20 protein-coding genes and 1 riboswitch are annotated in these 22,344 nt (G+C 28.9%); of the genes, 10 read left to right on the plus strand and 10 right to left on the minus strand.

From position 1 onward, the window contains the following. Window positions 1-134: 134 nt before the first annotated feature. The 4 genes from FNZ64_RS01655 to FNZ64_RS01670 all read right to left on the minus strand — a co-directional run bounded on the left by FNZ64_RS01655 (window position 135) and on the right by FNZ64_RS01670 (window position 3,721). On the minus strand, window positions 135-1,184 hold the full coding sequence (locus tag FNZ64_RS01655) for a S1-like domain-containing RNA-binding protein (RefSeq protein WP_142413145.1): 1,050 nt from the start codon (window positions 1,182-1,184) through the stop codon (window positions 135-137). 15 nt (window positions 1,185-1,199) lie between these two features. Continuing rightward, window positions 1,200-1,682: a GAF domain-containing protein gene (locus FNZ64_RS01660; protein WP_142413146.1), complete on the minus strand. Its 483-nt coding sequence runs from the start codon at window positions 1,680-1,682 to the stop codon at window positions 1,200-1,202. Between the two features lie 86 nt (window positions 1,683-1,768). Beyond that, a complete protein-coding gene (locus FNZ64_RS01665; protein WP_142413147.1) occupies window positions 1,769-2,944 on the minus strand; it encodes a cation:proton antiporter in 1,176 nt (391 codons plus the stop codon). Window positions 2,945-2,983: 39 nt separating this feature from the next. Beyond that, window positions 2,984-3,057, minus strand: a riboswitch (Fluoride riboswitch). 157 nt (window positions 3,058-3,214) lie between these two features. Then, window positions 3,215-3,721, minus strand: coding sequence for a gamma carbonic anhydrase family protein (locus tag FNZ64_RS01670; RefSeq protein ID WP_142413148.1), 507 nt, complete (start codon window positions 3,719-3,721; stop codon window positions 3,215-3,217). Between the two features lie 331 nt (window positions 3,722-4,052). On the opposite strand from FNZ64_RS01670, the gene FNZ64_RS01675 reads away from it, so the two are divergent. Further along, entirely contained in the window at window positions 4,053-7,061 is a 3,009-nt protein-coding gene (locus tag FNZ64_RS01675; protein ID WP_142413149.1) for a vitamin B12-dependent ribonucleotide reductase, read from the plus strand. Between the two features lie 278 nt (window positions 7,062-7,339). Then, on the plus strand, window positions 7,340-8,656 hold the full coding sequence (locus FNZ64_RS01680; protein WP_142413150.1) for a hemolysin family protein: 1,317 nt from the start codon (window positions 7,340-7,342) through the stop codon (window positions 8,654-8,656). Window positions 8,657-8,768: 112 nt separating this feature from the next. Here the strand turns inward: FNZ64_RS01680 and FNZ64_RS01685 are convergent, their stop codons facing one another. Both FNZ64_RS01685 and FNZ64_RS01690 read right to left on the minus strand, forming a co-directional pair. Then, window positions 8,769-9,851, minus strand: coding sequence for a uroporphyrinogen decarboxylase family protein (locus tag FNZ64_RS01685; protein ID WP_142413151.1), 1,083 nt, complete (start codon window positions 9,849-9,851; stop codon window positions 8,769-8,771). A gap of 246 nt (window positions 9,852-10,097) precedes the next feature. Then, complete coding sequence (locus tag FNZ64_RS01690) at window positions 10,098-10,472, minus strand: hypothetical protein (protein ID WP_142413152.1); 375 nt, start codon at window positions 10,470-10,472, stop codon at window positions 10,098-10,100. Between the two features lie 260 nt (window positions 10,473-10,732). On the opposite strand from FNZ64_RS01690, the gene FNZ64_RS01695 reads away from it, so the two are divergent. From FNZ64_RS01695 to FNZ64_RS01715, 5 genes are all read left to right on the plus strand, one after another. After that, entirely contained in the window at window positions 10,733-11,590 is an 858-nt protein-coding gene (locus FNZ64_RS01695; protein WP_142413153.1) for a Rossmann-like and DUF2520 domain-containing protein, read from the plus strand. Further along, on the plus strand, window positions 11,591-12,418 hold the full coding sequence (gene panB, locus FNZ64_RS01700; RefSeq protein WP_142413154.1) for a 3-methyl-2-oxobutanoate hydroxymethyltransferase: 828 nt from the start codon (window positions 11,591-11,593) through the stop codon (window positions 12,416-12,418). A 41-nt stretch (window positions 12,419-12,459) separates the two neighbouring features. Beyond that, window positions 12,460-13,302, plus strand: coding sequence for a pantoate--beta-alanine ligase (gene panC / locus FNZ64_RS01705; protein WP_142413155.1), 843 nt, complete (start codon window positions 12,460-12,462; stop codon window positions 13,300-13,302). Between the two features lie 14 nt (window positions 13,303-13,316). Continuing rightward, the gene (gene panD, locus FNZ64_RS01710; protein ID WP_142413156.1) at window positions 13,317-13,700 is read left to right on the plus strand and encodes an aspartate 1-decarboxylase; all 384 of its coding nucleotides are present in this window, start codon (window positions 13,317-13,319) and stop codon (window positions 13,698-13,700) included. 358 nt (window positions 13,701-14,058) lie between these two features. Continuing rightward, on the plus strand, window positions 14,059-14,268 hold the full coding sequence (locus FNZ64_RS01715; protein ID WP_142413157.1) for a DUF378 domain-containing protein: 210 nt from the start codon (window positions 14,059-14,061) through the stop codon (window positions 14,266-14,268). Window positions 14,269-14,308: 40 nt separating this feature from the next. Here FNZ64_RS01715 and FNZ64_RS01720 read toward each other — a convergent pair whose 3' ends face one another. Further along, window positions 14,309-15,013, minus strand: a complete 705-nt coding sequence (locus FNZ64_RS01720) for a lysophospholipid acyltransferase family protein (protein ID WP_142413158.1) — start codon at window positions 15,011-15,013, stop codon at window positions 14,309-14,311. A gap of 253 nt (window positions 15,014-15,266) precedes the next feature. On the opposite strand from FNZ64_RS01720, the gene FNZ64_RS01725 reads away from it, so the two are divergent. Further along, entirely contained in the window at window positions 15,267-16,226 is a 960-nt protein-coding gene (locus tag FNZ64_RS01725; protein WP_243129172.1) for a ComEC/Rec2 family competence protein, read from the plus strand. A gap of 89 nt (window positions 16,227-16,315) precedes the next feature. Next, on the plus strand, window positions 16,316-16,717 hold the full coding sequence (locus FNZ64_RS01730; RefSeq protein ID WP_142413159.1) for a hypothetical protein: 402 nt from the start codon (window positions 16,316-16,318) through the stop codon (window positions 16,715-16,717). A gap of 196 nt (window positions 16,718-16,913) precedes the next feature. Here the strand turns inward: FNZ64_RS01730 and FNZ64_RS01735 are convergent, their stop codons facing one another. The 3 genes from FNZ64_RS01735 to FNZ64_RS01745 all read right to left on the minus strand — a co-directional run bounded on the left by FNZ64_RS01735 (window position 16,914) and on the right by FNZ64_RS01745 (window position 20,944). Next, window positions 16,914-17,723, minus strand: a complete 810-nt coding sequence (locus FNZ64_RS01735) for an undecaprenyl-diphosphate phosphatase (RefSeq protein ID WP_142413772.1) — start codon at window positions 17,721-17,723, stop codon at window positions 16,914-16,916. Between the two features lie 357 nt (window positions 17,724-18,080). Next, complete coding sequence (gene pckA / locus FNZ64_RS01740; protein WP_142413160.1) at window positions 18,081-19,664, minus strand: phosphoenolpyruvate carboxykinase (ATP); 1,584 nt, start codon at window positions 19,662-19,664, stop codon at window positions 18,081-18,083. Between the two features lie 398 nt (window positions 19,665-20,062). After that, complete coding sequence (locus FNZ64_RS01745; protein WP_142413161.1) at window positions 20,063-20,944, minus strand: DMT family transporter; 882 nt, start codon at window positions 20,942-20,944, stop codon at window positions 20,063-20,065. A 205-nt stretch (window positions 20,945-21,149) separates the two neighbouring features. On the opposite strand from FNZ64_RS01745, the gene FNZ64_RS01750 reads away from it, so the two are divergent. Further along, window positions 21,150-22,343: a CapA family protein gene (locus FNZ64_RS01750; protein ID WP_142413162.1), complete on the plus strand. Its 1,194-nt coding sequence runs from the start codon at window positions 21,150-21,152 to the stop codon at window positions 22,341-22,343. The last annotated feature ends 1 nt before the right edge of the window (window position 22,344 follow it).

A 22,344-nucleotide genomic window follows, 5' to 3' on the forward strand; every position in this document is an offset into this window, starting at 1 on the left:
AAGCTTAAACTTTAAATCTCTATTGTATAATTCATAGTAAATTTAAAAGATAAAAGAGGCTGTTGCACTAAGGAATCTACATACAATATATTGTAGTATTTATTCTTAATGCAACAGCCTCTTATTTATAATTTCTACTTTCCTGTAAACTTATTGTAGAATTTATTTTTTGTGTCTTCTTTTTTTGCATCCTTCTGTTTTGTATCTTTATATTTAGACTCTTTACCTTTTGTAAACTTCTTTTTATCTTTGAAATTCTTCTCTTTGAATTCCTTACCCTTATTATGTTCTTTACTGCTATAATCACCTTTTTTATTTGTTGTTGGTTTTTTAGGGCTTTCTTCTTGTAGATAAGTTCCATCCTTCTTTTGAACTACTACTCCACTTTTCATAAGTCCACCTAAGGCTCTTTTAAATGCATTTTTACTACATTTAAAGTTTGCTTTTATCTCTTCTGGTGAAGAGTTATCGTTAAACTTCATATATCCCTTATTAATCTTTAAATATAATACTATAGCATTTTCTAAGTCAGATTTTTCATCTAATCTTTTTTTTCTAGGAGTTACTTCCATTTTCCCGTCTTCATAATATTTTTTAACTCTTACATCTACAACTTCTCCTGATTTTGCTCCCATGTAATTTTCTTTTTTTAAAATTACAGCTCTATATAGGTTTTGAATAGCTACCATAACACTGCCATTGGTTTGTTCACCATATACGGTTCCCATTAATTCTTCACCTGTGCTGAATTTATCTGTATTTTCAAGATATTTATCTATAAATGTAGTAGCTGTTATTCTTTCTGTCTTATCTAAATATAAATAAAATAAATAACTATTTCCAACCTGAAGTTCGTAAGCAAGCTCTTTAAAAGGTACAAGAATATCTCTTTCAAGTCCAAAATCTACAAAATAGCCTACAGGAGTTTCATCTACAACTTTTAAATAAGCTATTTCTCCAACCTTAGCTAGAGGGGTTTTACATGTAGCTATAACCCTATCCTTAGAGTCTTTATATATAAATACATCAACTTCTTCTTCAACTTCAAACTCCTTATTATCACAACTACCGAAAGGAAGTAAAATTTCTTCCCCCTTTACGCTCTGTAAATCCTCTACTAGAAAATAACCAAAATCCCTTTTTTTCTTTATAAATAACTTATTAAATTCTCCAACTTTTATCATTAATTTCTCCTTTATCTATAAGTATTTTTCTAAAATCTTTACAAGCTTTATTAAATACTCTTCTTCTAATTCAGTAAATCTCCCTACATAAGGACTATCAATATCTAAAACTCCAAAAACTTCTCCATTTACCACTATAGGAAGTACTATTTCAGATTTTGATGCCTCATCACAAGCTATATGACCTGGAAATTCTTCCACATCATAAACCCTTAAAACCTTTTTTTCCCTTACTGCAGTACCACAAACTCCCTTTCCATATTTTATCCTGTTACAAGCAGGTAAACCTTGGAAAGGCCCTAAAACTAAGTCTCCTTCTTTCATTAAATAAAAACCAACCCAGTTTATACTGTTAAAGATAACATTTATTATGGCAGAAGCATTACATAAATTTGCTAAAACATCCTTCTCTGAACTTAATTGAGCTTCTAATAGATTTAACATATATTTATATTTTTGCTCTATTGTCATCTTTTCTATTCCTTTTAATTTAAACATTATTTCACCTCATTATAATGGCAATTATCATATGAAAAGTATACCATCAAGCCTAAACTTATTCAATTTATTTTCAATAGTGTATACTATAACTTCGTAAGTAATTTATCTTTTGTACATTCCATTATTACCGCACCTAATGGAGCTGTTATGATTATAGCAAGTACTGCTATAGCAAGGATTATTTCACCTGAAGGCACTCCTTTTGCTAAAGGAATACTACCAATTGCTGCTTGAACTGTAGCTTTAGGTAGATATGCTATACAGCAAAATAATTTTTCTTTAAAATTTAAATTAGAGCCTATTAAAGCTAAGTTCACTCCAATGCTTCTTCCTATTAATCCTACAAATATTATAATTACCCCTAATGTTCCAGCTTTTAAAGCTACATTTATATTTACTGTAGCACCTATTAATACAAACAAGAAACTTTGTGCAAAAAACCATATAGAATTTAACATTTTCTCTAATTTAATTGCCTCATCTTTATTTTTTTCTAAAAGATAAAACCCTAATGTCATTATACCTAGTAACCCAGAAACTCTTATATAATTTCCTAAAATCTGCAATAAAAATGCAGTGGAAACAAGTAAACATAATTTCTCTAAAGAAGTTAATTTATGTTTAAATTTTACCATAATATAATTTAGGATAAATCCTAAAAGTATACCTAAAGCCACTCCTCCTATTATTTCTATAGGTATATGTAATAATGTGTTAGTTATATTTTTACCTGCATTTCCAAAAACCCCAAGAAAAACGCTAAAAAATGTAATTGCAAAAATATCATCAATAGAAGCCCCAGCAAGAATTATAATTGGAATCCCTTTATCCATTCCTCTTCCCTCTTCTTTTAATCTCAACATAAATGGAACAACTACAGCAGGAGATACTGCAGCTAAGATAAATCCTAGCATTCCTGACTCTATGTAGGAAAAGTTTAGAATAGCTTTTGCAACAATCATTATAGTAACGCCTTCCACTAAACAAGGAATAAAACTCATTTTAATTGAAGTCTTGCCAACCTTTTTAAGCATTTTTTTATCTATGCCAAGTCCTGCTCTTAGAAGAATAACTATTAAAGCTATAGTTCTTATTTCACTTCCATTATCTAATAAAGATTTATGTAAAAAATTTAATCCATAAGGACCTACTACTATACCTAAAATTATCATTCCTAATAATCCTGGCAATTTAAACTTCATAAATATCTTGCTAAAAATAAACCCAAAAAACAGGATTATAAATATACTTTGAATCATTTTATATTCCCCCTTCTAAAAACAAAAAACTCCTACGAAAAAATCGTAGAAGCCATTAGCATATTATACGCGATTCGAATTTTCTTCAGGAGAGCTTCATCTCCAAATATGTATTACATAATATATATAATATTATACTCTAAAATATATTTCAATATACTTTTATATAAAATTTTCTATAACTAAAATTTATAATATCCTATTTAGGTAGTAAATTTACCAAAATTTATATTGATTATAAGTTTTTATATCTTATAATTCTTTATACCCTTATAACTCTTTATATTCTTTAGATAAATTTATGTAATTTTCAGCTGATCGTTTTAATGATAAAATTTCTTCCTCTGTAAGTTCTCTTATAACCTTAGCTGGTGATCCCATGCAAAGAACTCCTGAAGGTATTTTCTTTCCACCTGTTACCATGCTGCCTGCACCTATTAATGTATTTTCACCTATTTCAGCACCATTTAATATTATAGATCCCATACCTATTAAGGAATTATCCCCAATAGTACATCCATGTATAATACAGTTATGCCCTATGGTTACATTGTTCCCTATGATTGCAGCATAAGTTTTATCTACATGGACCATGGAGTTTTCTTGAATATTAGTTCCTACTCCTACTTTTATGTAATTAATATCCCCTCTTAAAACAGTGCCATACCAAAGGTTAGCATCTTTTTCTATGGTTACATCTCCTATTAATACTACATTCTCTGCAATAAAACTTTCACTATTAACCAAAGGTTTTTTATTTCTAAACTCTAAAAACATAGATATTCTCTCCCTTTTCAAATAATAATAATACATATAAATTATATTTTACATGTTCCATATTGTAAATCAATTTCATTTAATTAAAAATACTGAAAATTAGATTATCCTCTTTTAATATGATATTATATATAAGGATAATTTTTATTAGTTCATAAATATTTTTTATTAATGATTTAGTATTGTAATTATAATTTTTTTCTTTTATAATACTATATGTGGTGTTTACATAATATATTTATACTACATATAGTATTTTTTATATATTTAATTTAATGGGAGGTGAAACACTATGGGAAGCTTGATCTTATAAGTTTTCTCATGGTAAAGTATGCATAAAATTCATAGTATATTTAAAAGAGTATTTACTAAAGAACTAGAAAATAGAAATGATATTACAGTTTACGATTTATTTAATTGGAAAAAGGTAAACGTAACTTTAAAAGATTATAAAACTAATAAAGTTTTAGTTGATATGAAAGATTTAGAATTTCCGACTCATTACTCTCAAAATGCTTGTGATATAATAGCATCAAAGTATTTTAGAAAAGCCGGTGTTAACAATAAATTAGGTTATGAAAACAGTATGAAGCAAGTAGCTCATAGAATAGTTAACTTCTGGACTGAAGCCCTAGTGGATGAAAAAATAATAGCAACAGAAGAAGAAAAATCTATTTACTATGATGAAATGGTATATGCATTTTTAAATCAAATGTATGCTCCTAATTCACCTCAATGGTTTAATACAGGATTAAAACTAGCTTATGGTATAAAGGGAAATAGCAATAATAATTATTATTATGATGAAAAAGAAGGTAAAGTGGTTAAGTCAAAGGATTTTTATACAAGAACACAAGCTTCTGCCTGCTTTATACTTTCTATAGAGGATAAACTACTTGGAGATCACTCTATTTCTGAGCAATTTGTAACAGAAACAAAATTATTTAAAGGTGGTTCTGGTACTGGAACAAACTTCTCAAATATTAGAGCTAAGGGTGAAAAGCTATCTGGAGGGGGATTCTCTTCTGGTCTTATGAGCTTTTTAAGATCTTTTGATAGAAATGCAGGAGCTATAAAATCTGGTGGTACTACTCGTAGAGCAGCAAAAATGGTAATTTTAGATGTTGATCATCCAGAAATTATGGACTTTATCACTTGGAAAGCTAAGGAAGAGGATAAGGTTCGTGCTCTTGGAAAAATGGGTTATGATATAAGTTTTGAAGGTGAAGCTTATGAAACTGTATCAGGACAAAATGGAAACAATTCTGTAAGATTTTCAGATGAGTTTATGAAAAAGGTAGAAAATCTAAATAATGAACCTGATGCTGAAATTAAACTAGCTGGCAGAGTCGATAAAAATTTAGATAAAACTATAAAAGTACAAGAACTTTGGAATGCATTTAATGAAGCTGCTTGGAAATGTGCTGACCCTGCTCCACAATTTGATGATACCTTTAATGCTTGGCATACATGTCCTTCTGGAGAAGATGGAATTTATAATGCAAAATATAATAGAATAAATTCAACAAACCCATGTGGTGAGTATGCTTTCCTAGATGATACTGCATGTAACTTAGCTTCAATAAATATATTTAAATTTTATAATTTAAAAACTAAAAAGTTTGATTTAAATAGTTACACTCATATAATTGGGTTATTACAATTAGCTCTTGAAGCTTCTATACATTGGGGTCAATTCCCAACAGAAGATATTGCAAGAAAAACTTACCTTTTTAGAACTACAGGCCTTGGAATATCTAACATAGCGTCCTTGTTAATGGTAATGGGTTACCCATATGAGTCAGAAAAAGCAAGAAACTTAACTTCTTCTTTAACTGGACTATTAACAGGTCACTCTTACTATGTTTCTTCTTTAATGGCTGAAAAATTAGGCGCTTTTGAAAAATACAGTATAAATAAAGAACATATGCTTAGAGTTATCAGAAACCATTCAAGAGTTGCTGGTGCAGTAGAATCAAATTATGAAGGATTAAACTATGAACCAATTAAAGTTAAACATAACATTCTAAAAGAAGAAGGTTTAGAATATATTGGAGAGCAACTTAAAAAGACTTGGATTAATGCTTTAGAATATGGAGAAAAATACGGTTATAGAAATGCTCAAGTGTCTGTAATAGCTCCAACTGGAACCATTTCTTTTGCAATGGACTGTGGTGCTACATCAATTGAGCCGTATTTTAGTCATTTTATATATAAAAAGCTCTCTGGTGGCGGATATATGACCATAGTTAATCCAGTTATAGAGCTTACTCTTGAAAACTTAGGTTATAGCAAAGATGAAATAAATGATATTTTAGAATATATTTTAAGAAAAGAAACCGTAGAAGAAGATGGTTACGAATACGAAAAAATAGTAGATGGAAAAATAGAAGGTGCACCTCACCTAAAAGAAGAACATTTACCTATTTTTGATACTGCAAATAAATGTGGGTCAGGAAAAAGATATATATCACCTGAAGGTCACGTTTTAATGATGGCTTGTATTACCCCTTTAATTTCTGGAGCTATCTCTAAAACTGTAAATCTTCCTAAAAATGCTTCTGTTCAAGATTTTAAAAATGCAGTACTGTTATCTTGGAAATTAGGAGTTAAGGGAATTGCACTATATAGAGATTCCTCAAAGGCAAGTCAACCACTTAACACAAGTTTAAATGATGGTGAACATAAAAAATTAGAAGATCTAAACTATAATGAACTTCTAGCTAAGGCTAAGGAACTTTATTATTCTAAGTACTCAGAGAGGGATAAACCAGAGGGAATTAGAGTTGGAACTACTCACCCTGCTCAAATTGATGATGTAAAAATATATACCACTGTCAATAGAAGAGAAAATGGTGAAATTTGTGAAATATATATAACTACAGATAGAGAAGGAACCATAATAACAGGACTATTAAATTCTCTTTCTAAATCAATTTCAGTAATGCTCCAATATAATGTCCCACCTCAAGATATAGCAAAAATGCTAAGAGGTCAAAAATATGAGCCTTATGGATTTGTACAAAGACATCCATATATTAAATCTGTAAGTTCAATTTCAGATTTAATAAGTAAGGTTATTGATATTGAAATAGGTGATTTTAGTCGTTGTCAAGTTAAACCTGATAGCTATAATTTACCCTATAACTCTGCACTCAGTAATACTGAAATAACTAAATCAAATGAAGCAAGCTTTACAGTGGACAATAAAAGTAAAGATAATGTAACAGGAGAAAGATTATATACTGAAGTATGTTCTAATTGTGCAAGTACAAGAATGGTTAGAAATGGAACATGTAAAGTATGTTTAGACTGTGGAACCACTACAGGATGTAGCTAAATTAATTTTTCTTAAAGAGGCTTTAGGTTTAAGCCTCTTTTTTCCTTTTCATTATTTCTGTGGTAAATGTTACTCTCGGAAGTTTTAATCTTTGAGAATAGCTAGTATAATATTACTCTATGGTATTGAATTTAAAGATATTATAAAAATATCTCATAATATTATACTGTAGCATTGAATTTTAATGTTTTTTGTAATTGTAGTAAAATATAAAATTATGGTATAATAATTAAAATATTAATATCATAAATTTTAACTTATTTAAGGGGGAATATGTAATGGACGGTAGTCCGAGTAGTAACATTCTTTTTAATCTCTTATTAATATTTATACTCATCCTTATAAATGCCTTTTTTGCTGCGGCAGAAATGGCCATTGTTTCTTTAAACAAAAGTAGAATAAATTTTCTTTCAGAGGAAGGAAATAAAAAAGCTGATCTTCTAAAATCACTTCTAGAAGAACCAAGTAAATTCTTAGCAACAATTCAAGTAGGTATTACCTTAGCTGGTTTCTTTGCTAGTGCTTTTGCTGCTACTGGTATATCTCGCTCTTTAAGTACTTTTTTTGGTGAGAATAATATACCTTATGCAAATAAGCTCTCTATTGTAATAGTAACCTTGTTGCTATCTTATATAACTTTGGTTCTAGGAGAATTATTTCCAAAGCGACTAGCGCTTCAATATTCAGAACAAATTTCCATGTTTTCTATAAGGCCAATAATATTTATGTATAAAATAAGTTTACCTTTTATAAAATTACTTTCAGCTTCCACTAATTTTTTAGTAAGAATTTTTGGAATTGATACTAATAATTTAGAAGAAAAAATATCTATAGAAGAAATCAGATCACTAATAGAAGTTGGAGAGGAACATGGAGTAATAAATCAAATAGAAAAAGAAATGATAAACGGTATATTTGATTTTGATAATACTCTCGCTAAAGAGATCATGACACCAAGGACAGAGGTATTATTAATAGACATAGATGATCCTATAGATGAAATAGTAGATGAAATTCTTTGTGAAAAATATTCAAGAATACCTGTGTATAGAGAAGATATTGATAATATTATTGGTATGCTTTATACTAAGGATCTCTTTGTAAACATTATTAAATATGGAAAAGAGAATTTAAATCTTGAAGAAATATTAAGACCTGCTTATTTTGTTCCAGAAACTAAAAATATAGACGATTTATTTAAAGAACTACAAAGCCAAAAAAATTATATGGCTATTTTAATAGATGAGTACGGTGGTTTTTCAGGAATCGTAACTATAGAAGATTTAACAGAAGAGGTTATGGGAAATATATTTGATGAATATGATATAAACGAACCTGAAATATCAAAAATAGATAATAATGTGTATATTGTAAATGGTTTACTTTCTATAGATGATTTAAATGAAAACTTAAATCTTTCATTAAATTCAGAAATAACAGATACCATTGGTGGATTTGTTATGACTCTTTTAGGAAGAGTTCCAAAGGAAAATGAAAATAAAATAATAAAATATGAAAATCTAACCTTTGAAATAAAAAAAATAGATGAAAAAAGAATTGAAAAATTAAAAATTTGTATTAATGATCCTATATAAAGTAAAACTCCTAGACCAAAAGTCTTAGGAGTTTTATTTTTATTACTTATACAATGATTATCTGCTCTAATGCTTTATTTTTCTTAAAAGTTAAATAAAATAACATATACCTCTATAGATAAGAATTTCTAGGTTTTCTATAATTCCTACCATATATTCTAGCTCCATCAATTAGAGCTTGTATATTTTCTCTTGGTGTGCCTATTGGGATTTGACATCCTGTACTTAATATGTAACCTTTTTTATTATCCCAGCCTTTTTCTATACAGCTCTTGCACTCTTCATATATCTGCTCTGGAGTACCCATTTTCACAGTTTCTACTGGTCTAACATTCCCAACTAAGCAAACCTTGTGTCCAACTAATTCTTTAGCTTCACTTAAGTCTTCTACATTATCTATGCTTAAAGTTGATATACCGGATTCAACCATATCATTCCAGATATCTTTACTTTTACCACATATATGTAAAAGCGCTCCTTCCCCTCTCCAATGTGCAACTCTATCTATACACTTTTTTAGATAAGGTTGTGCAAATTCTTTAAATTGCTTTTCACTAATCATACTGCAGGATGCAACTGGATCTGAAAATCCAAGGTCATAGCCCATTCCACAAGCAGCATCTATAAATCTTAAATTGCTTTCAGTTACAAGCTCTAAAAGTTCGTGAACCTTATCTGGGTGTTTTCTAATATCCTTCATTAGATTTTCTGCCCCACGAATGGCAGCAGCTACACTCATAGGCCCTGCTATATCTGTTGAAACCCCTACCTCATGACCAATTTCCTTATCAATCATTTGAAGAGCTTTTAAAATAAGAGGAAGTCTTCCATCTTTATATGGATCTGCTGGCTTTAATTTATGAAGATCATCATAGGATTTTAAAAGAGGTTCTTTTACATAAGACATACTTTTTTCAGGATATACAAGCTTTGTACCCATAGCTTCTGCAACCCCTCTTAGTCCTGTCCCTATGCCTGCCCCATCACCTTTAAAAGCCTTATAAATCTCTATTTCAACCTTTGCCATTAATTCAGCAGAATGATTATGCTCCCTTGGCCAAATACCAAATAAAGGTGCACAAGTTTCTCCCATAATAGGTGAACAAGGTATCCTGTCAATCTCTTCCCCCTTAGCAAAAGCTGCCATTCTCTCTTTAGATGTCATTTCATCTGATTTTATATCCCTAATCATCATATACCACTTCCCACTTACATATTATTATAGTATTTTTTACTAAATACCCCTAATAAATTGTAACGTACATATCATTTTTAGTCTAATAAAAAAAGTCTATAGGTTATCTATTCATTATTGATATTTTTAATTATATTTTAATGATGTAGTGAAATAAGTTTTCTTTTAACTAGGATATAGTTTTTTCCTTTTTATATTAATTAATATTAATACAAAAAAGTTTTACATTATTCTTATTATAAACTACTACTTATCTTCTTTTTCTTTATTTATATTCTTTACCCTATTAGGTTTAGCCTTAGGTTTTATAATATCATTCTCTTTTCTCTTCTTATCTCCATAGGCTTTCCCCTTACCTTCTGCAGCCGCGAAAAGTCCTGCTGCATCTAAGAACCATAAGAAAAATATTATATATATGGTTGGAAATATAGTTCTCCCTAAAAGCCCATCCATAGGGATTTTTAAAATTGCTGGAATAATTAAAATCGCAACATTAATTCCAAGAATTATCCATTTATTTAACTTAATTTTTGAAAACACAAATTCTCTTAAAAAAGAAAATATTAAAAATCCTATAAAAGCAGATAATAATGTAGATAATAAAAACATTAAAATTTTCATATTAATTCTCCTCCTTAAAAATAGATAACAATACTATTATTAAATATTTCTCAAATATTATCAAGTTGTTTTTAAATCTGAATTTTCTTAATTCATTGAGTGAAGGGTTTTTTTGTGATAAAATTCTTTTGGGTAGTATCTTATCTGAAGAACTGCACCTTTGTTTATTAAGTTTATTAATAATTTATTAATTTATTGCTTATATCTCAAAAGAGAATAAGACAATTAAGGAACCAGTAATTAAAACTGGTGGTGATAACATGTTCAATAATATATCTTTTATAGGAGCAGGAAAAGTTGGTTGCAACCTTGCCAAATATTTTATGGAAAAAGGATATAATATTAATGGCTTTTTTTGCAACTCTTTAAATTCAAAACAATTTATAGAAGAAACTTTGAATTTAAAAACTTTTAGCTCTCTCCATTTATTAGTAAAAAGTAGTGATGCAATTTTTATTACTACTCCTGATGATGAAATTAAAAATATATGGAACATATTAAAAGAAACCAAAGATTTAAATAATAAATTTTTGGTACATGTAAGCGGTTCCTTAAATTCCGACGTATTTACTGATATAAACAAATTTGGTGCCTATGGCTTTTCAGTTCACCCTATGTGGCCATTTTCAGATAAGCATACCTCCTACAAAGGCTTAAAAGAAGCCTACTTTTCCATAGAAGGAAACATAGAAAAAATTCATACTGTGGAAAAGTTCATAAACTCTCTTGGAAATAACTCCTTTATTATATCTAAAGAACATAAAACTCTATATCATGCTGCAAATGTAGCTGTATCTAATCTTGTTTTATCTCTAATAAATTTAGGTACAGAATATTTAAGTCTTTGTGGCATAGATGAAAACAACGCTAAGGATGCCTTAATGCCTTTAATTCTTAATAATATTAATAGCATTAAAGAAAAGGGCTTTATAGACTCCTTAACAGGTCCTATAGAGCGCTTGGACCTTGGAACCATAGAACATCATCTTAGTGTTATTCCTCAAGAACATATTGATATATATAAAGGTCTCTCTTTAAACTTAGTTAAACTTTCAAAAGAGAAAAATCCAAATAAAAATTATAAGGAATTAGAAAAAATTCTACAGGAGGAATGTTAAATGAAAAATACCATAGGAACTTTTTTAGAAGCTAAATCTAAGGGTGAAAAGCTTACCATGTTAACTGCCTATGACTACTCTATGGCAAAATTAATAGATGAATCCGGTATTAATGGAATTTTAGTTGGAGACTCCTTAGGCATGGTTTGCCTTGGATATAAGGACACTTTAAGTGTTACCATGGAAGATATGATACATCATACAAAAGCTGTGTCTAGAGGGGCTAAAAATGCTCTTATTGTTGGTGATATGCCTTTTCTATCCTATCAAACTTCAACTTATGATGCTGTAAAAAATGCTGGAAAATTTATAAAAGAAGCTGGTGCTGAAGCTGTAAAGTTAGAAGGTGGAGCAACTGTAATAGAGGAAGTTAAGGCTATTGTAAGGGCACAAATCCCTGTTATGGGCCATTTAGGATTGACACCTCAATCTGTAAATATGCTTGGTGGCTTTAAGGTTCAAGGTAAAAGTGAAGAGGCCGCAAGAGCTTTAATAGAAGACGCTAAAAGATTAGAAGATGCAGGTGTCTTTGCTATAGTATTAGAATGTATCCCTGCAAAACTTGCAGATATAATCTCAAAAGAAGTTTCCGTTCCTACTATAGGAATTGGTGCTGGTGCTGGTTGTGATGGACAAATATTAGTTTACCAAGACATGCTTAATATGTTCTCAGATTTTAAACCTAAGTTTGTAAAGACTTTTGCAAATGTTGGTGATGTTATAAGAGAAGGAATACAAAATTATATAGATGAAGTAAAAGAAGAAAGCTTTCCTAGTGAAGAACATTGTTTCAAAATATCTGAAGAAACTTTAAATAAATTATACTAAATTCCTCGAAAGGATGTGAAGCTGCCTTTGCAGCAAGATATATGATGATTTTAAAAACTATTGATGAAGTAAGAAAACAAGTAAACTCTTGGAGAAAAGAAGGTTATTCTATAGCTTTAGTTCCTACTATGGGTTACTTACATGAAGGTCATAAAAGTCTTATAGAAAAGGCTCATAGTGAAAATAAAAAAGTAGTAGTTAGTGTATTTGTAAACCCTATTCAATTTGGTCCAAATGAGGATTATGACAAATATCCTAGAGATATTGAAAAAGATTCTAAGCTTTGTGAAAGTGCCGGTGCAGATTTAATATTTAATCCTGAAGTTTCAGAAATGTATCCTGAAGAAATTCTAACTACAGTAAAACTAAGTAAACTTACCGCAGGACTTTGTGGTGCTAAAAGGCCTGGACATTTTGATGGTGTTTGTACTGTAGTTTCAAAACTTTTTAACATAGTTAAACCTGATAGAGCTTATTTTGGTGAAAAAGATGCTCAGCAATTAGCTGTTATAAAAAAGATGGTTAAGGATTTAAATTTTGATATTGAAATTATAGGTTGTCCTATAGTAAGAGAAGAAAGTGGCCTTGCTAAAAGCTCAAGAAATGCCTATTTATCAGAAGAAGAAAAAAAATCTGCCCTAATACTAAGCAAAAGTTTATTTAAAGCTAAGGAATTAATCCAAAATGGCGAAAAATCTGTAGCTAAAATAGAAGATTTTTTAATAAAAAACCTTTCTTCAGAACCTAGTGCAAGAATAGATTATGTAGAAATTGTAGATTTTAAAACTATAGAAAACATTGAAGAAATTAAAGATGAAACCTTAATTGCCATAGCTGTATATATTGGTAAAACTAGATTAATTGACAATATTATAATTAGATAGGATGGTTATAAACAATGCAACTTAATATGTTAAAAGCAAAAATTCATCGTGCTACAATTACAGAAGCTAATTTAAATTATGTTGGCAGTATTACTATTGATTCTGCACTTTTAAAAGCCTCTGGCATACTTGAATATGAAAAAGTTCAAATTGTAGACATAAATAATGGTGAAAGACTAGATACTTATGTAATACCTGGAGAAGAAAATAGTGGTATGATATGTTTAAATGGTGCAGCAGCAAGACTAGTACAAAAAGATGACAAAATCATAATTATGTCCTATGCTTTTATGGATGAAAATGAAGCAAAATCTTATAGGCCTACAGTAGTTTTTGTAGATGAAAATAATAAGGTTTCTGAAATCATTAATTATGAAACCCATGGAGAAATTAAGTAGTTACTTAAACTAATGCTAGTTAGGATAAAATGTTGATATGAAAGTCACTTCATCACTGATTCACTACGCTTTGAATTTCTATTATTTCTTCCGTAAATATTACTAAAGTTTTAAAACTCGCTTTGCTCAAACATTAAAACTTTTTTACGTAATATTTACTACAGAAATAATGAAATTCTAAAACTTGTTCATAGGTGATTACGTAACCATCATATCAACAAAAATCATCTAACACAGCATAACTTAAATATATCTCTTTTAAAAGTTTGTATATTAAAATTTTTATATTGAAACTTATAATATATAAAAAAATGCTAATACTAATATATGAAAATCATAATAAAGGAGATGTATTGCGGTGAAAACTTTAGATGCTATTGCACTAACTCTTGTGGTTATTGGAGCAATTAACTGGGGACTAATAGGATTTTTTAGATTTGATCTTGTAGCAGCTCTATTTGGTAACATGACTGCATTTAGTAGAGTAATATATTCCTTAGTTGGTTTAGCAGGATTATATGCTATTTCTTTCTTTGGAAGAGACAGAGAAGTTGTTGAAGAAAAATAATTAATTATAAAATTAAAACCCCTATATAGGGGTTTTAGTTTTATATAGCACTTTTAACTATTTCTCCAACTGTTAAATGGATATTATCCTTTTCTTCCTTAGATAAATTATCTACATAAATAGGTTTATGAAATACAACCTTTACCTTGCTTTTTTGTAACTTATTATTATTCCCCTCATAACTTTTATATGTTCCATCTAAGGTAACTGGAACTATAGGTCTTTCAGACTTAAGGGCCATTTTTAAGCTTCCCTTTTTAAATTCATTCATATTAGAAGATCTACTCCTTGTCCCCTCTGGGAAAATTAGCATAGAATGACCTTCCTTTAAGTTATTACTTCCCTCTATAATAGCTTTTATTCCCTCTCTTGGATTTTGCCTATCTATAAATACGCATTTAATTTCTCTCATCCAAAAAGTTATGCTAGGTGATTTCATAAGTTCCTTTTTAGCAACTACTCCTATAGTTCTAGGAATTGCGTATAACATAACTGGAATATCTAATAAACTTTGATGATTTGCTGCAAATAAACAAGGGTCCTCTGGTATGTTCTCAATTCCACTTATTTCAACTTCCATAGGAACTTTTTTCACAATAAATTCTGACCATTCTTTTACTAGTTTACTTAAGAACTCCTCTGCCTCCTTAGGAGAGTTTTTCTTTAAACTATTATATTTTATTTTTTTAAAATAACATCCTATCATATAAAGTCCAAACTCTAAAAATAATATATATGTTTTCATGATTTCTTCCTTTCATCTCTAATTATTTAACTATATTTTTTCCACACAAATATTATACCTTTATTAAGATATATTTTCAATTATACCTTATATCATAAGCAGAAATGAATATTTTTAGAAAATTTAAACTATATAACATTTATTGTTTTAAATCTAATATAGCCTTATAATTACTATATACCTATAAAAAATTTAATGAGTTTATAGTTGATAAAATAACTGCTATAAACTTATTATACGAGGAGAGATATATTTGAAAAAATTAAATAAGATATTTTTTATACCAATTAGCATATTTTTATCTCTTTCTTTAGTTTTATCTGGATGTACTGTAGAAAATTCAAATAACAATAATAATAAAAGTACACCCCCTACTTCCAACTCAACTAAAGAAAATAAAAAAGAAAACTTACCTAAAGATAAAAAATCTAATCCTGTTAGGGATTCTGTAAAAGATAAACTTGTTGTTCATTATATAGATGTTGGACAAGGAGATGCAGAGTTAATTCAATTTAAGGGTAAGAATATTCTTATTGATGCTGGCCCAAATGATTCTAGAGAAGCTTTTATGACTTATTTAAAAAGAGCTGGGGTTAAAAAACTAGATTATGTTATTGCAACTCATCCCCATGAAGACCATATTGGAAACATGGATGATGTTATCAATGAGTTTGAAATAGGAGAATTTATAGCTCCAAAAGCTTCTGCTAATACAAAAGCCTTTGAATGGATGCTAAAAAATCTTAAAAAGAAGGGATTAAAAATAACCACAGCCAAAGCTGGATTAAAGTTAAACTTAGATAAGGATATAAATTGTGAAATCCTAGCTCCAAATAAAGATAACTACGAAGACACAAACGATTATTCTGCAGTTCTTAAAATTACCTATGGAAATAATAAATTTTTATTCACTGGAGATGCCGAGGCATTAAGTGAAAAAGAAACCTTAAGTGCTGGATCAGATGTAAGCGCAGATGTTTTAAAATTTGGTCATCATGGAAGTAAAACTTCCTCCTCAAAGGAATTTTTAAATAAGGTTAACCCTAAAATAGGCATAATTTCTTGTGCTAAAGGAAATAAATATGGACATCCTCATAAGCAAACTCTAGATAAAATTAAAGCTATGAATATGAAAATATATAGGACTGATATTGATGGAACCATAATCTTAACAAGCGATGGAAACTCTATACAAAAATTAAATAAAAAATAAAGGGATTTATACTTTTTTATAGAATTATATAACAATAATTGTTTATCTTTACTACAATTATAAAATTATATTAAAAGGGGTAACATAGATTGAAAATACTTAAAAACAAAAAAAATATAATAATAATATTATTATTTATAATACTTCTAGCTATTATTACCGTACCCTCATTTTTTAAAGACGAAGGATTATATGGTATATGGTACAAATACCATGGTAAAAATATTCTAGAAGATAAAAATATCCCCTCTAATATAAGAAAAAATGAATGCATTATTTTTAGTAAAAGTATTGAAACCTCCTTTGAAAAAAACGGCCTTATTGGAAATAGCGCTTATTATAAGAGAGGAAATAAATTATTTATTGGAGATGCTTCATATAGATATGAAATTAAAAAGGTAGATGGATATAGTTTTTTATTTTTATATTCAACTAATAATACACTTGACTCAGTATATGTATTAGGGGTAAATATTTATCCTGAAAAATAAAATGGAGTAGAGGCTGAATAATTATTTTATTCAGCCTCTACTCACACTACTGTATATCCTCCTAGATACACGGTGATTCAATGAAATTAATATACCGGTAGACCACCACGGAGACAAGCAACCGTGACTTCGTGAAAGGTTTACTATTTAAATTCCCACCTTGACAATAAATAAATTTTTCATATTGAAAATAATATTAAAGGAAATTTACAAAAGTAAGTCCAAGAATTATAAATCCTAGGATAAGTCTATATATAGCAAATACTTTCATTGGTTTCTTTTTAAGATAATTAATAAATTGTTTTACTACAATTAAAGCAACTATAAAGGATACCACAAATCCTATAAGAAGAACTATAACTTCATTACTACTTAAAGCAAGACCACTCTTATATAATTTTAGTCCTGATGCTCCTACCATGGTTGGTAAAGCTAAGAAGAATGAAAATTCTGCAGCTCCTACTGTATTTAATCCAACTATCCAAGCTCCCATTATAGTAGATGCTGACCTTGACATTCCTGGCCACATAGCTAAACATTGAAACATACCTATTATAAATGCTTTTTTATAACTTATATCATGAACTTCTTGTATTCCATTTCTATTTCTATACTTTCCTTCAATTATTATCATAAGTATAGCTCCTACAATTAGAGCTAAGGCAACTGTATAAGGGTTCATAAGTTTTTCTTCAATTAAGTCATCAAATAAAACTCCTAGTACAGCAGCTGGAATTGCTCCCACTAAAATTGTAAACCAAAACTTTAATCCCCTTGGTTTTAAAGTAAAGAATTCTACAACACTTGTCCAAATCTTATTCCAATATAAAACAACTATTGCTAAAATAGCCCCTAACTGAATTACAATTTCAAATAAATTTGCAAAGCTACCTGTAAAATTAATAAAGTGTCCAACTATTATCATATGTCCTGTAGATGATACTGGTAAGAATTCTGTTATACCTTCTACTATGGCTATAATAATAGCTTTAAATATTAAAATAATGTCCATTTGATTTCCACCTTTTCTAGATTTTTATTACTTATATGGATTTAAAACGCCCCCTAAATCCTAAATACTACTTTTATAATTATACTATAAAGCTTTTTATAATAGTATATTTGTAAGGAAATTTTAATAACTAAATTCAATGCACTATTTTTCACCATTTTAAAGAACATTAGAATATTTACAGATAGTCCTGTACTAAAAGAAGAAAATAGGTATTATAGGAAAGCTTTCTATCCTATAATACCTATTTTAAACAAATAACATATACTTTAAACAAATACTCTTAAAAAAAGATGTACAAGTTATTCTTTTATTCTTCCCGAAGCTACTTAAATTTTTAAAAAATATTAATTATATATTTTTAGGTCCAGCTTCTATAACTTCCTTTGGTACGTCTGTATATTTTTTAAAGTTTTCTATGAACTTTTCTGCAAGTTCTCTTGCTTTAACATGGTATTCCTCTTTATTTTCCCAAGTATTTATTGGTTCTAATAATTCAGAAGGAACTCCCTTAACTTCTTTTGGAATTAAAAGATTAAATCTCTCGTCTTTAGTGTATTCAACATCTTTTAATTCTCCAGACAGTGCTGCATTAACCATGGCTCTTGTATATGGAAGATGCATTCTATACCCTTTTCCATATCCTCCAGCAATCCATCCTGTATTTACAAGATATACTTCTGTATTATGCTTGTTTATTTTTTCTCCTAAAAGCTTAGCATAAACATAAGGGCTCATTAACATAAATGGCTCACCGAAACAAGTTGAGAAAGTAGCCTTAGGTTCTGTTATTCCTCTTTCTGTTCCTGCAAGCTTACTTGTATACCCTGACATAAAGTGATACATAGCACTTTCCTTAGTAAGTTTAGAAATTGGAGGCAATACTCCAAAAGCATCTGCTGTTAAGAAGATTATTGTATTAGGATGTCCACTTTTTCCACTCTTTTCTATATTAGAAATATGACATAGTGGATATGCACCCCTTGTATTTTCTGTTTTGCTTCCATCATTATAATCTGGTTCCCCATTTTCATCTAATACAACATTTTCTAAAATAGCTCCAAATCTTAGGGCATCATAAATTTCTCTTTCCTTTTCCCTACTTAAACTTATGGTCTTAGCATAGCATCCACCCTCGAAGTTAAAAACTCCTTCATCACACCAACCATGTTCATCGTCTCCAATAAGTCTTCTATGCTTGTCTGCTGACAATGTAGTTTTACCTGTTCCTGATAATCCAAAGAAAATAGCTGTATCCCCTTCTTCTCCAATGTTAGCTGAACAGTGCATTGGGAAAACATTTTTCTCTGGAAGTAAAAAGTTCATAACAGAGAACATAGATTTTTTAATTTCTCCAGAATACTGTGTTCCCCCTATTAAAACTATTTTTTCATGGAAATTAACTAAGATAAAAGCTTCTGAGTTTATTCCATATTCCTTAGGATCTACCTTTAATCCTGGTGCTGCAATTATTGTAAATTCAGCTTTGTGTTCTTTTAATTCTTCTTCACTTGGCTTTCTAAAAAGTGAACTTGCAAAAAGACATTGAGAAGCTAGCTCGTTAATTACCCTAATAGATAGTCTATGCTCTTCCATAGCTCCAACAAATCCATCAAATACATATAAATCTTTTGCTTCTAAGTATTCACACATTCTTTTATATAATCTATCAAATTTATCTTTCTCAATAGGAAGGTTTGTACTTCCCCAGTTTACTTTTTCATTTATACTCTCATGTCTAACTATAAATCTATCCTTAGGTGATCTTCCTGTATATTTTCCTGTATCAATAACTAATGCCCCATTACTACCTAAATTGCCTTCTCCCCTTTTAACTGCATCCTCTACTAATTTACATGTAGGTAAATTTCTAAATACCTCTCCAGAAGTCTTTATACCTATATGCTCTAGTTCCCCTTTTAAACATCTACACATTAGATTCACTCCTATTTATTATATATATTAATATTATTTATTGTTTTTTTCCTAATTAGTATATCACATTTTTTCTATTAATCAAATATATTTTATTTATTATCACATATATGTGGTAATATAGGATAAACAGAGCTCTTGGCTTTAGGGGAGATCGTTATCCGATGACTACACGCTCTTTTCTCTAGAGCGGGTAGTCATCGGATAAAAAAATAATTTCAATTAATACAACATAAAATAACTACAAAACATATTAATTTTCTAGTTATACATACTGTATTAAATGAAATTACTTTAATATAGGTTATTTAATTTATTAGACTTTGTTAGACACTTTTTTTGATGTGAATTGGCCTTTATATCAATATTTTACTCTAACACAGCTATTGTTTCTAATATTACTGCTTTATTAAGTATACTGCTACAACTATGAATAAAGCACCAAATATCTGCATTATAGATATTCCTTCACTTAAAAATAAATATCCTAAAACCATTGCTGTAGGTATTTCTATATTACCTATTATAGAAGTTTTAAATGCACCTATATTGTTGATTGCTGCATACAAAAGAGTTAAAGGAATTATTTCGCAAAATATAGCTAAGATTGTTATATACTTAAGACTTTCCATACTTAGAGAGGTATTATATATAGATATTCCCCCTCCATTATATACTCCTATGCCTATTTGAATTACTATTAAGGACATAAGAGAAAACAAAGTAGCATATGCATTTATTTTTAAAGGTTTTACATTACTTAAATACTTTTCCGTACATATATTCATAAAAGCATAGAATAATGCACTAATTAAAGCTAATATAATTCCTATTATAGAATAGTTAAGATGTCCAGAAGATAATCCTAAACTTAAAAAACATCCTACTATAGCTAATAGGAGAGCCATTAGTTTATTTCTATTAAATTTTATCCCTTGAAAGAAAAACTCATAAAAAAATACCATTATAGGACAAGTGTATAAAAGCATATTTACTAAGGCAACGGGTAAATAATTAAAAGCCATATAATAAAATACGGTCATAAAAGTATTCCCTATTACCCCTAAAATCATAAGATACTTTAATTCATGTCTAGTAAGTTTTATATCTTTTTTGTCTAAAATTAATAATAATATAAACATTAGTATTATAGCTAATGTATATTGATGTATTAAAAGAGACGTGGAACTTAAACCAGTCTTAAAAGACATTTTTACAAATAAGCCTGCACTTCCAAATAAAACCGCAGATAGGATAGCATATATATATCCTTTTTTCATAAACATTCCCCCTTCGTTTGTTTTTTATACTTTCTTTTGTTTTTTTTACTTTTATTTATTTTTTTATATTAACATATTACCAAAAAAATAATCATATAACTACTAGTCATATTAATTTTTTTATAATAAAACTTCTTTATTATAGTTTTAGAAGCTAAAAATTGATACAATATACTTACAACATTTAAGAAAGGCGGTTTTTCCTTTGAATAATAAAAATAAAAAAAGAGCAAAGCATTTTTCTTATATTGTTATGTTAGTTTTATTACTTGGTATTCTTAGTTCTATAGTATATATGGTTGACAAAGTTCACTCTAAAAATAAAGGAAACACAGAAAACAAAAATATTTCACATAAAAATACAGAAGATAAGCCTAAAAATAATCAAGATGGGAAAAATAAGGTTGAGGAAAAAAAGAAAGTTGAAGAAAAAAAGCCTGAAGAAAAAAAAGCTGATACCTCCACAGAAATTTTGCTTTCTTTTGCTGGAGACTGCACCATCGGGAATGATCCTAAATTCTCTGGCGAAACTTTGCCAGTGGTTCTTGCTAACAAAGGTATGGACTACTCATATTTCTTTAAAAATGTATCTCCTTATTTCAAAAATGATGATATGACCATAGTAAATTTAGAAACTACTTTTACAAATAGTAACAATAAAGTGCAAAAGGCTTTTAACTTTAAAGCTCCACCTTCTTATGTAAAATCTTTAACTTTAGGTTCTATAGAAGCAGTTAATATTGCTAATAATCATATTTATGATTATAATGAAAAAGGGTTTATTGATACAAAAGAAACCCTAAAAGGTGAAAAAATTAATTTCTTTGGAGAAGGTACTATTTTTAAGACCACTATAAAAGGTAAAAAATTTGCCTTTTTAGGTTATCAAGGTTGGGAAGGTAGTATAGATTTTTCTAAGTTAAAAACCGAAATTACAGAGTTAAAAAAAGAAGGATGTATAGTAATTATTAACTTCCATTGGGGAATAGAGCGACAATATCATCCAATAGGGTTTCAAAAAAAACTTGCTAAATTCTCCATAGACAATGGTGCAGATTTAATAGTTGGCCATCATCCACATGTAGTTCAAGGAATTGAAACTTATAAAGGAAAGTATATTGCCTATAGTTTAGGAAATTTCTGTTTTGGAGGAAATACCAATCCAAGTGATAAGGATACTTTTATAATGCAAACAAATTTTAAATTTAAAAATGATACCTTAGTTGAAACTGGATTTAAGGCTATACCTTGCAGAGTTTCTTCTGTAACTTATAAAAATGACTATTGCCCTACCCCTTTAAAGGAAAATGAAAAAAATAGAGTTCTAAATAAAATTAACAGTGTTTCTCCGAATTCTGGTTTTAAAATCTCTGAAGAATTTCATTACGAAAAACACTAAG

Source organism: Hathewaya massiliensis (assembly GCF_902143515.1).
GTDB classification, from domain to species: domain Bacteria; phylum Bacillota; class Clostridia; order Clostridiales; family Clostridiaceae; genus Hathewaya; species Hathewaya massiliensis.

Excerpts from the sequence above, each read along its gene's own strand:
- FNZ64_RS01655 (WP_142413145.1), bottom strand. The coding sequence starts at position 1,184 with ATGATAAAAGTTGGAGAATTTAATAAGTTATTTATAAAGAAAAAAAGG.
- FNZ64_RS01660 (WP_142413146.1), bottom strand. The coding sequence starts at position 1,682 with ATGTTTAAATTAAAAGGAATAGAAAAGATGACAATAGAGCAAAAATAT.
- FNZ64_RS01665 (WP_142413147.1), bottom strand. The coding sequence starts at position 2,944 with ATGATTCAAAGTATATTTATAATCCTGTTTTTTGGGTTTATTTTTAGC.
- FNZ64_RS01670 (WP_142413148.1), bottom strand. The coding sequence starts at position 3,721 with ATGTTTTTAGAGTTTAGAAATAAAAAACCTTTGGTTAATAGTGAAAGT.
- FNZ64_RS01675 (WP_142413149.1), top strand. The coding sequence starts at position 4,053 with ATGCATAAAATTCATAGTATATTTAAAAGAGTATTTACTAAAGAACTA.
- FNZ64_RS01680 (WP_142413150.1), top strand. The coding sequence starts at position 7,340 with ATGGACGGTAGTCCGAGTAGTAACATTCTTTTTAATCTCTTATTAATA.
- FNZ64_RS01685 (WP_142413151.1), bottom strand. The coding sequence starts at position 9,851 with ATGATGATTAGGGATATAAAATCAGATGAAATGACATCTAAAGAGAGA.
- FNZ64_RS01690 (WP_142413152.1), bottom strand. The coding sequence starts at position 10,472 with ATGAAAATTTTAATGTTTTTATTATCTACATTATTATCTGCTTTTATA.
- FNZ64_RS01695 (WP_142413153.1), top strand. The coding sequence starts at position 10,733 with ATGTTCAATAATATATCTTTTATAGGAGCAGGAAAAGTTGGTTGCAAC.
- panB (WP_142413154.1), top strand. The coding sequence starts at position 11,591 with ATGAAAAATACCATAGGAACTTTTTTAGAAGCTAAATCTAAGGGTGAA.
- panC (WP_142413155.1), top strand. The coding sequence starts at position 12,460 with ATGATGATTTTAAAAACTATTGATGAAGTAAGAAAACAAGTAAACTCT.
- panD (WP_142413156.1), top strand. The coding sequence starts at position 13,317 with ATGCAACTTAATATGTTAAAAGCAAAAATTCATCGTGCTACAATTACA.
- FNZ64_RS01720 (WP_142413158.1), bottom strand. The coding sequence starts at position 15,013 with ATGAAAACATATATATTATTTTTAGAGTTTGGACTTTATATGATAGGA.
- pckA (WP_142413160.1), bottom strand. The coding sequence starts at position 19,664 with ATGTGTAGATGTTTAAAAGGGGAACTAGAGCATATAGGTATAAAGACT.
- FNZ64_RS01745 (WP_142413161.1), bottom strand. The coding sequence starts at position 20,944 with ATGAAAAAAGGATATATATATGCTATCCTATCTGCGGTTTTATTTGGA.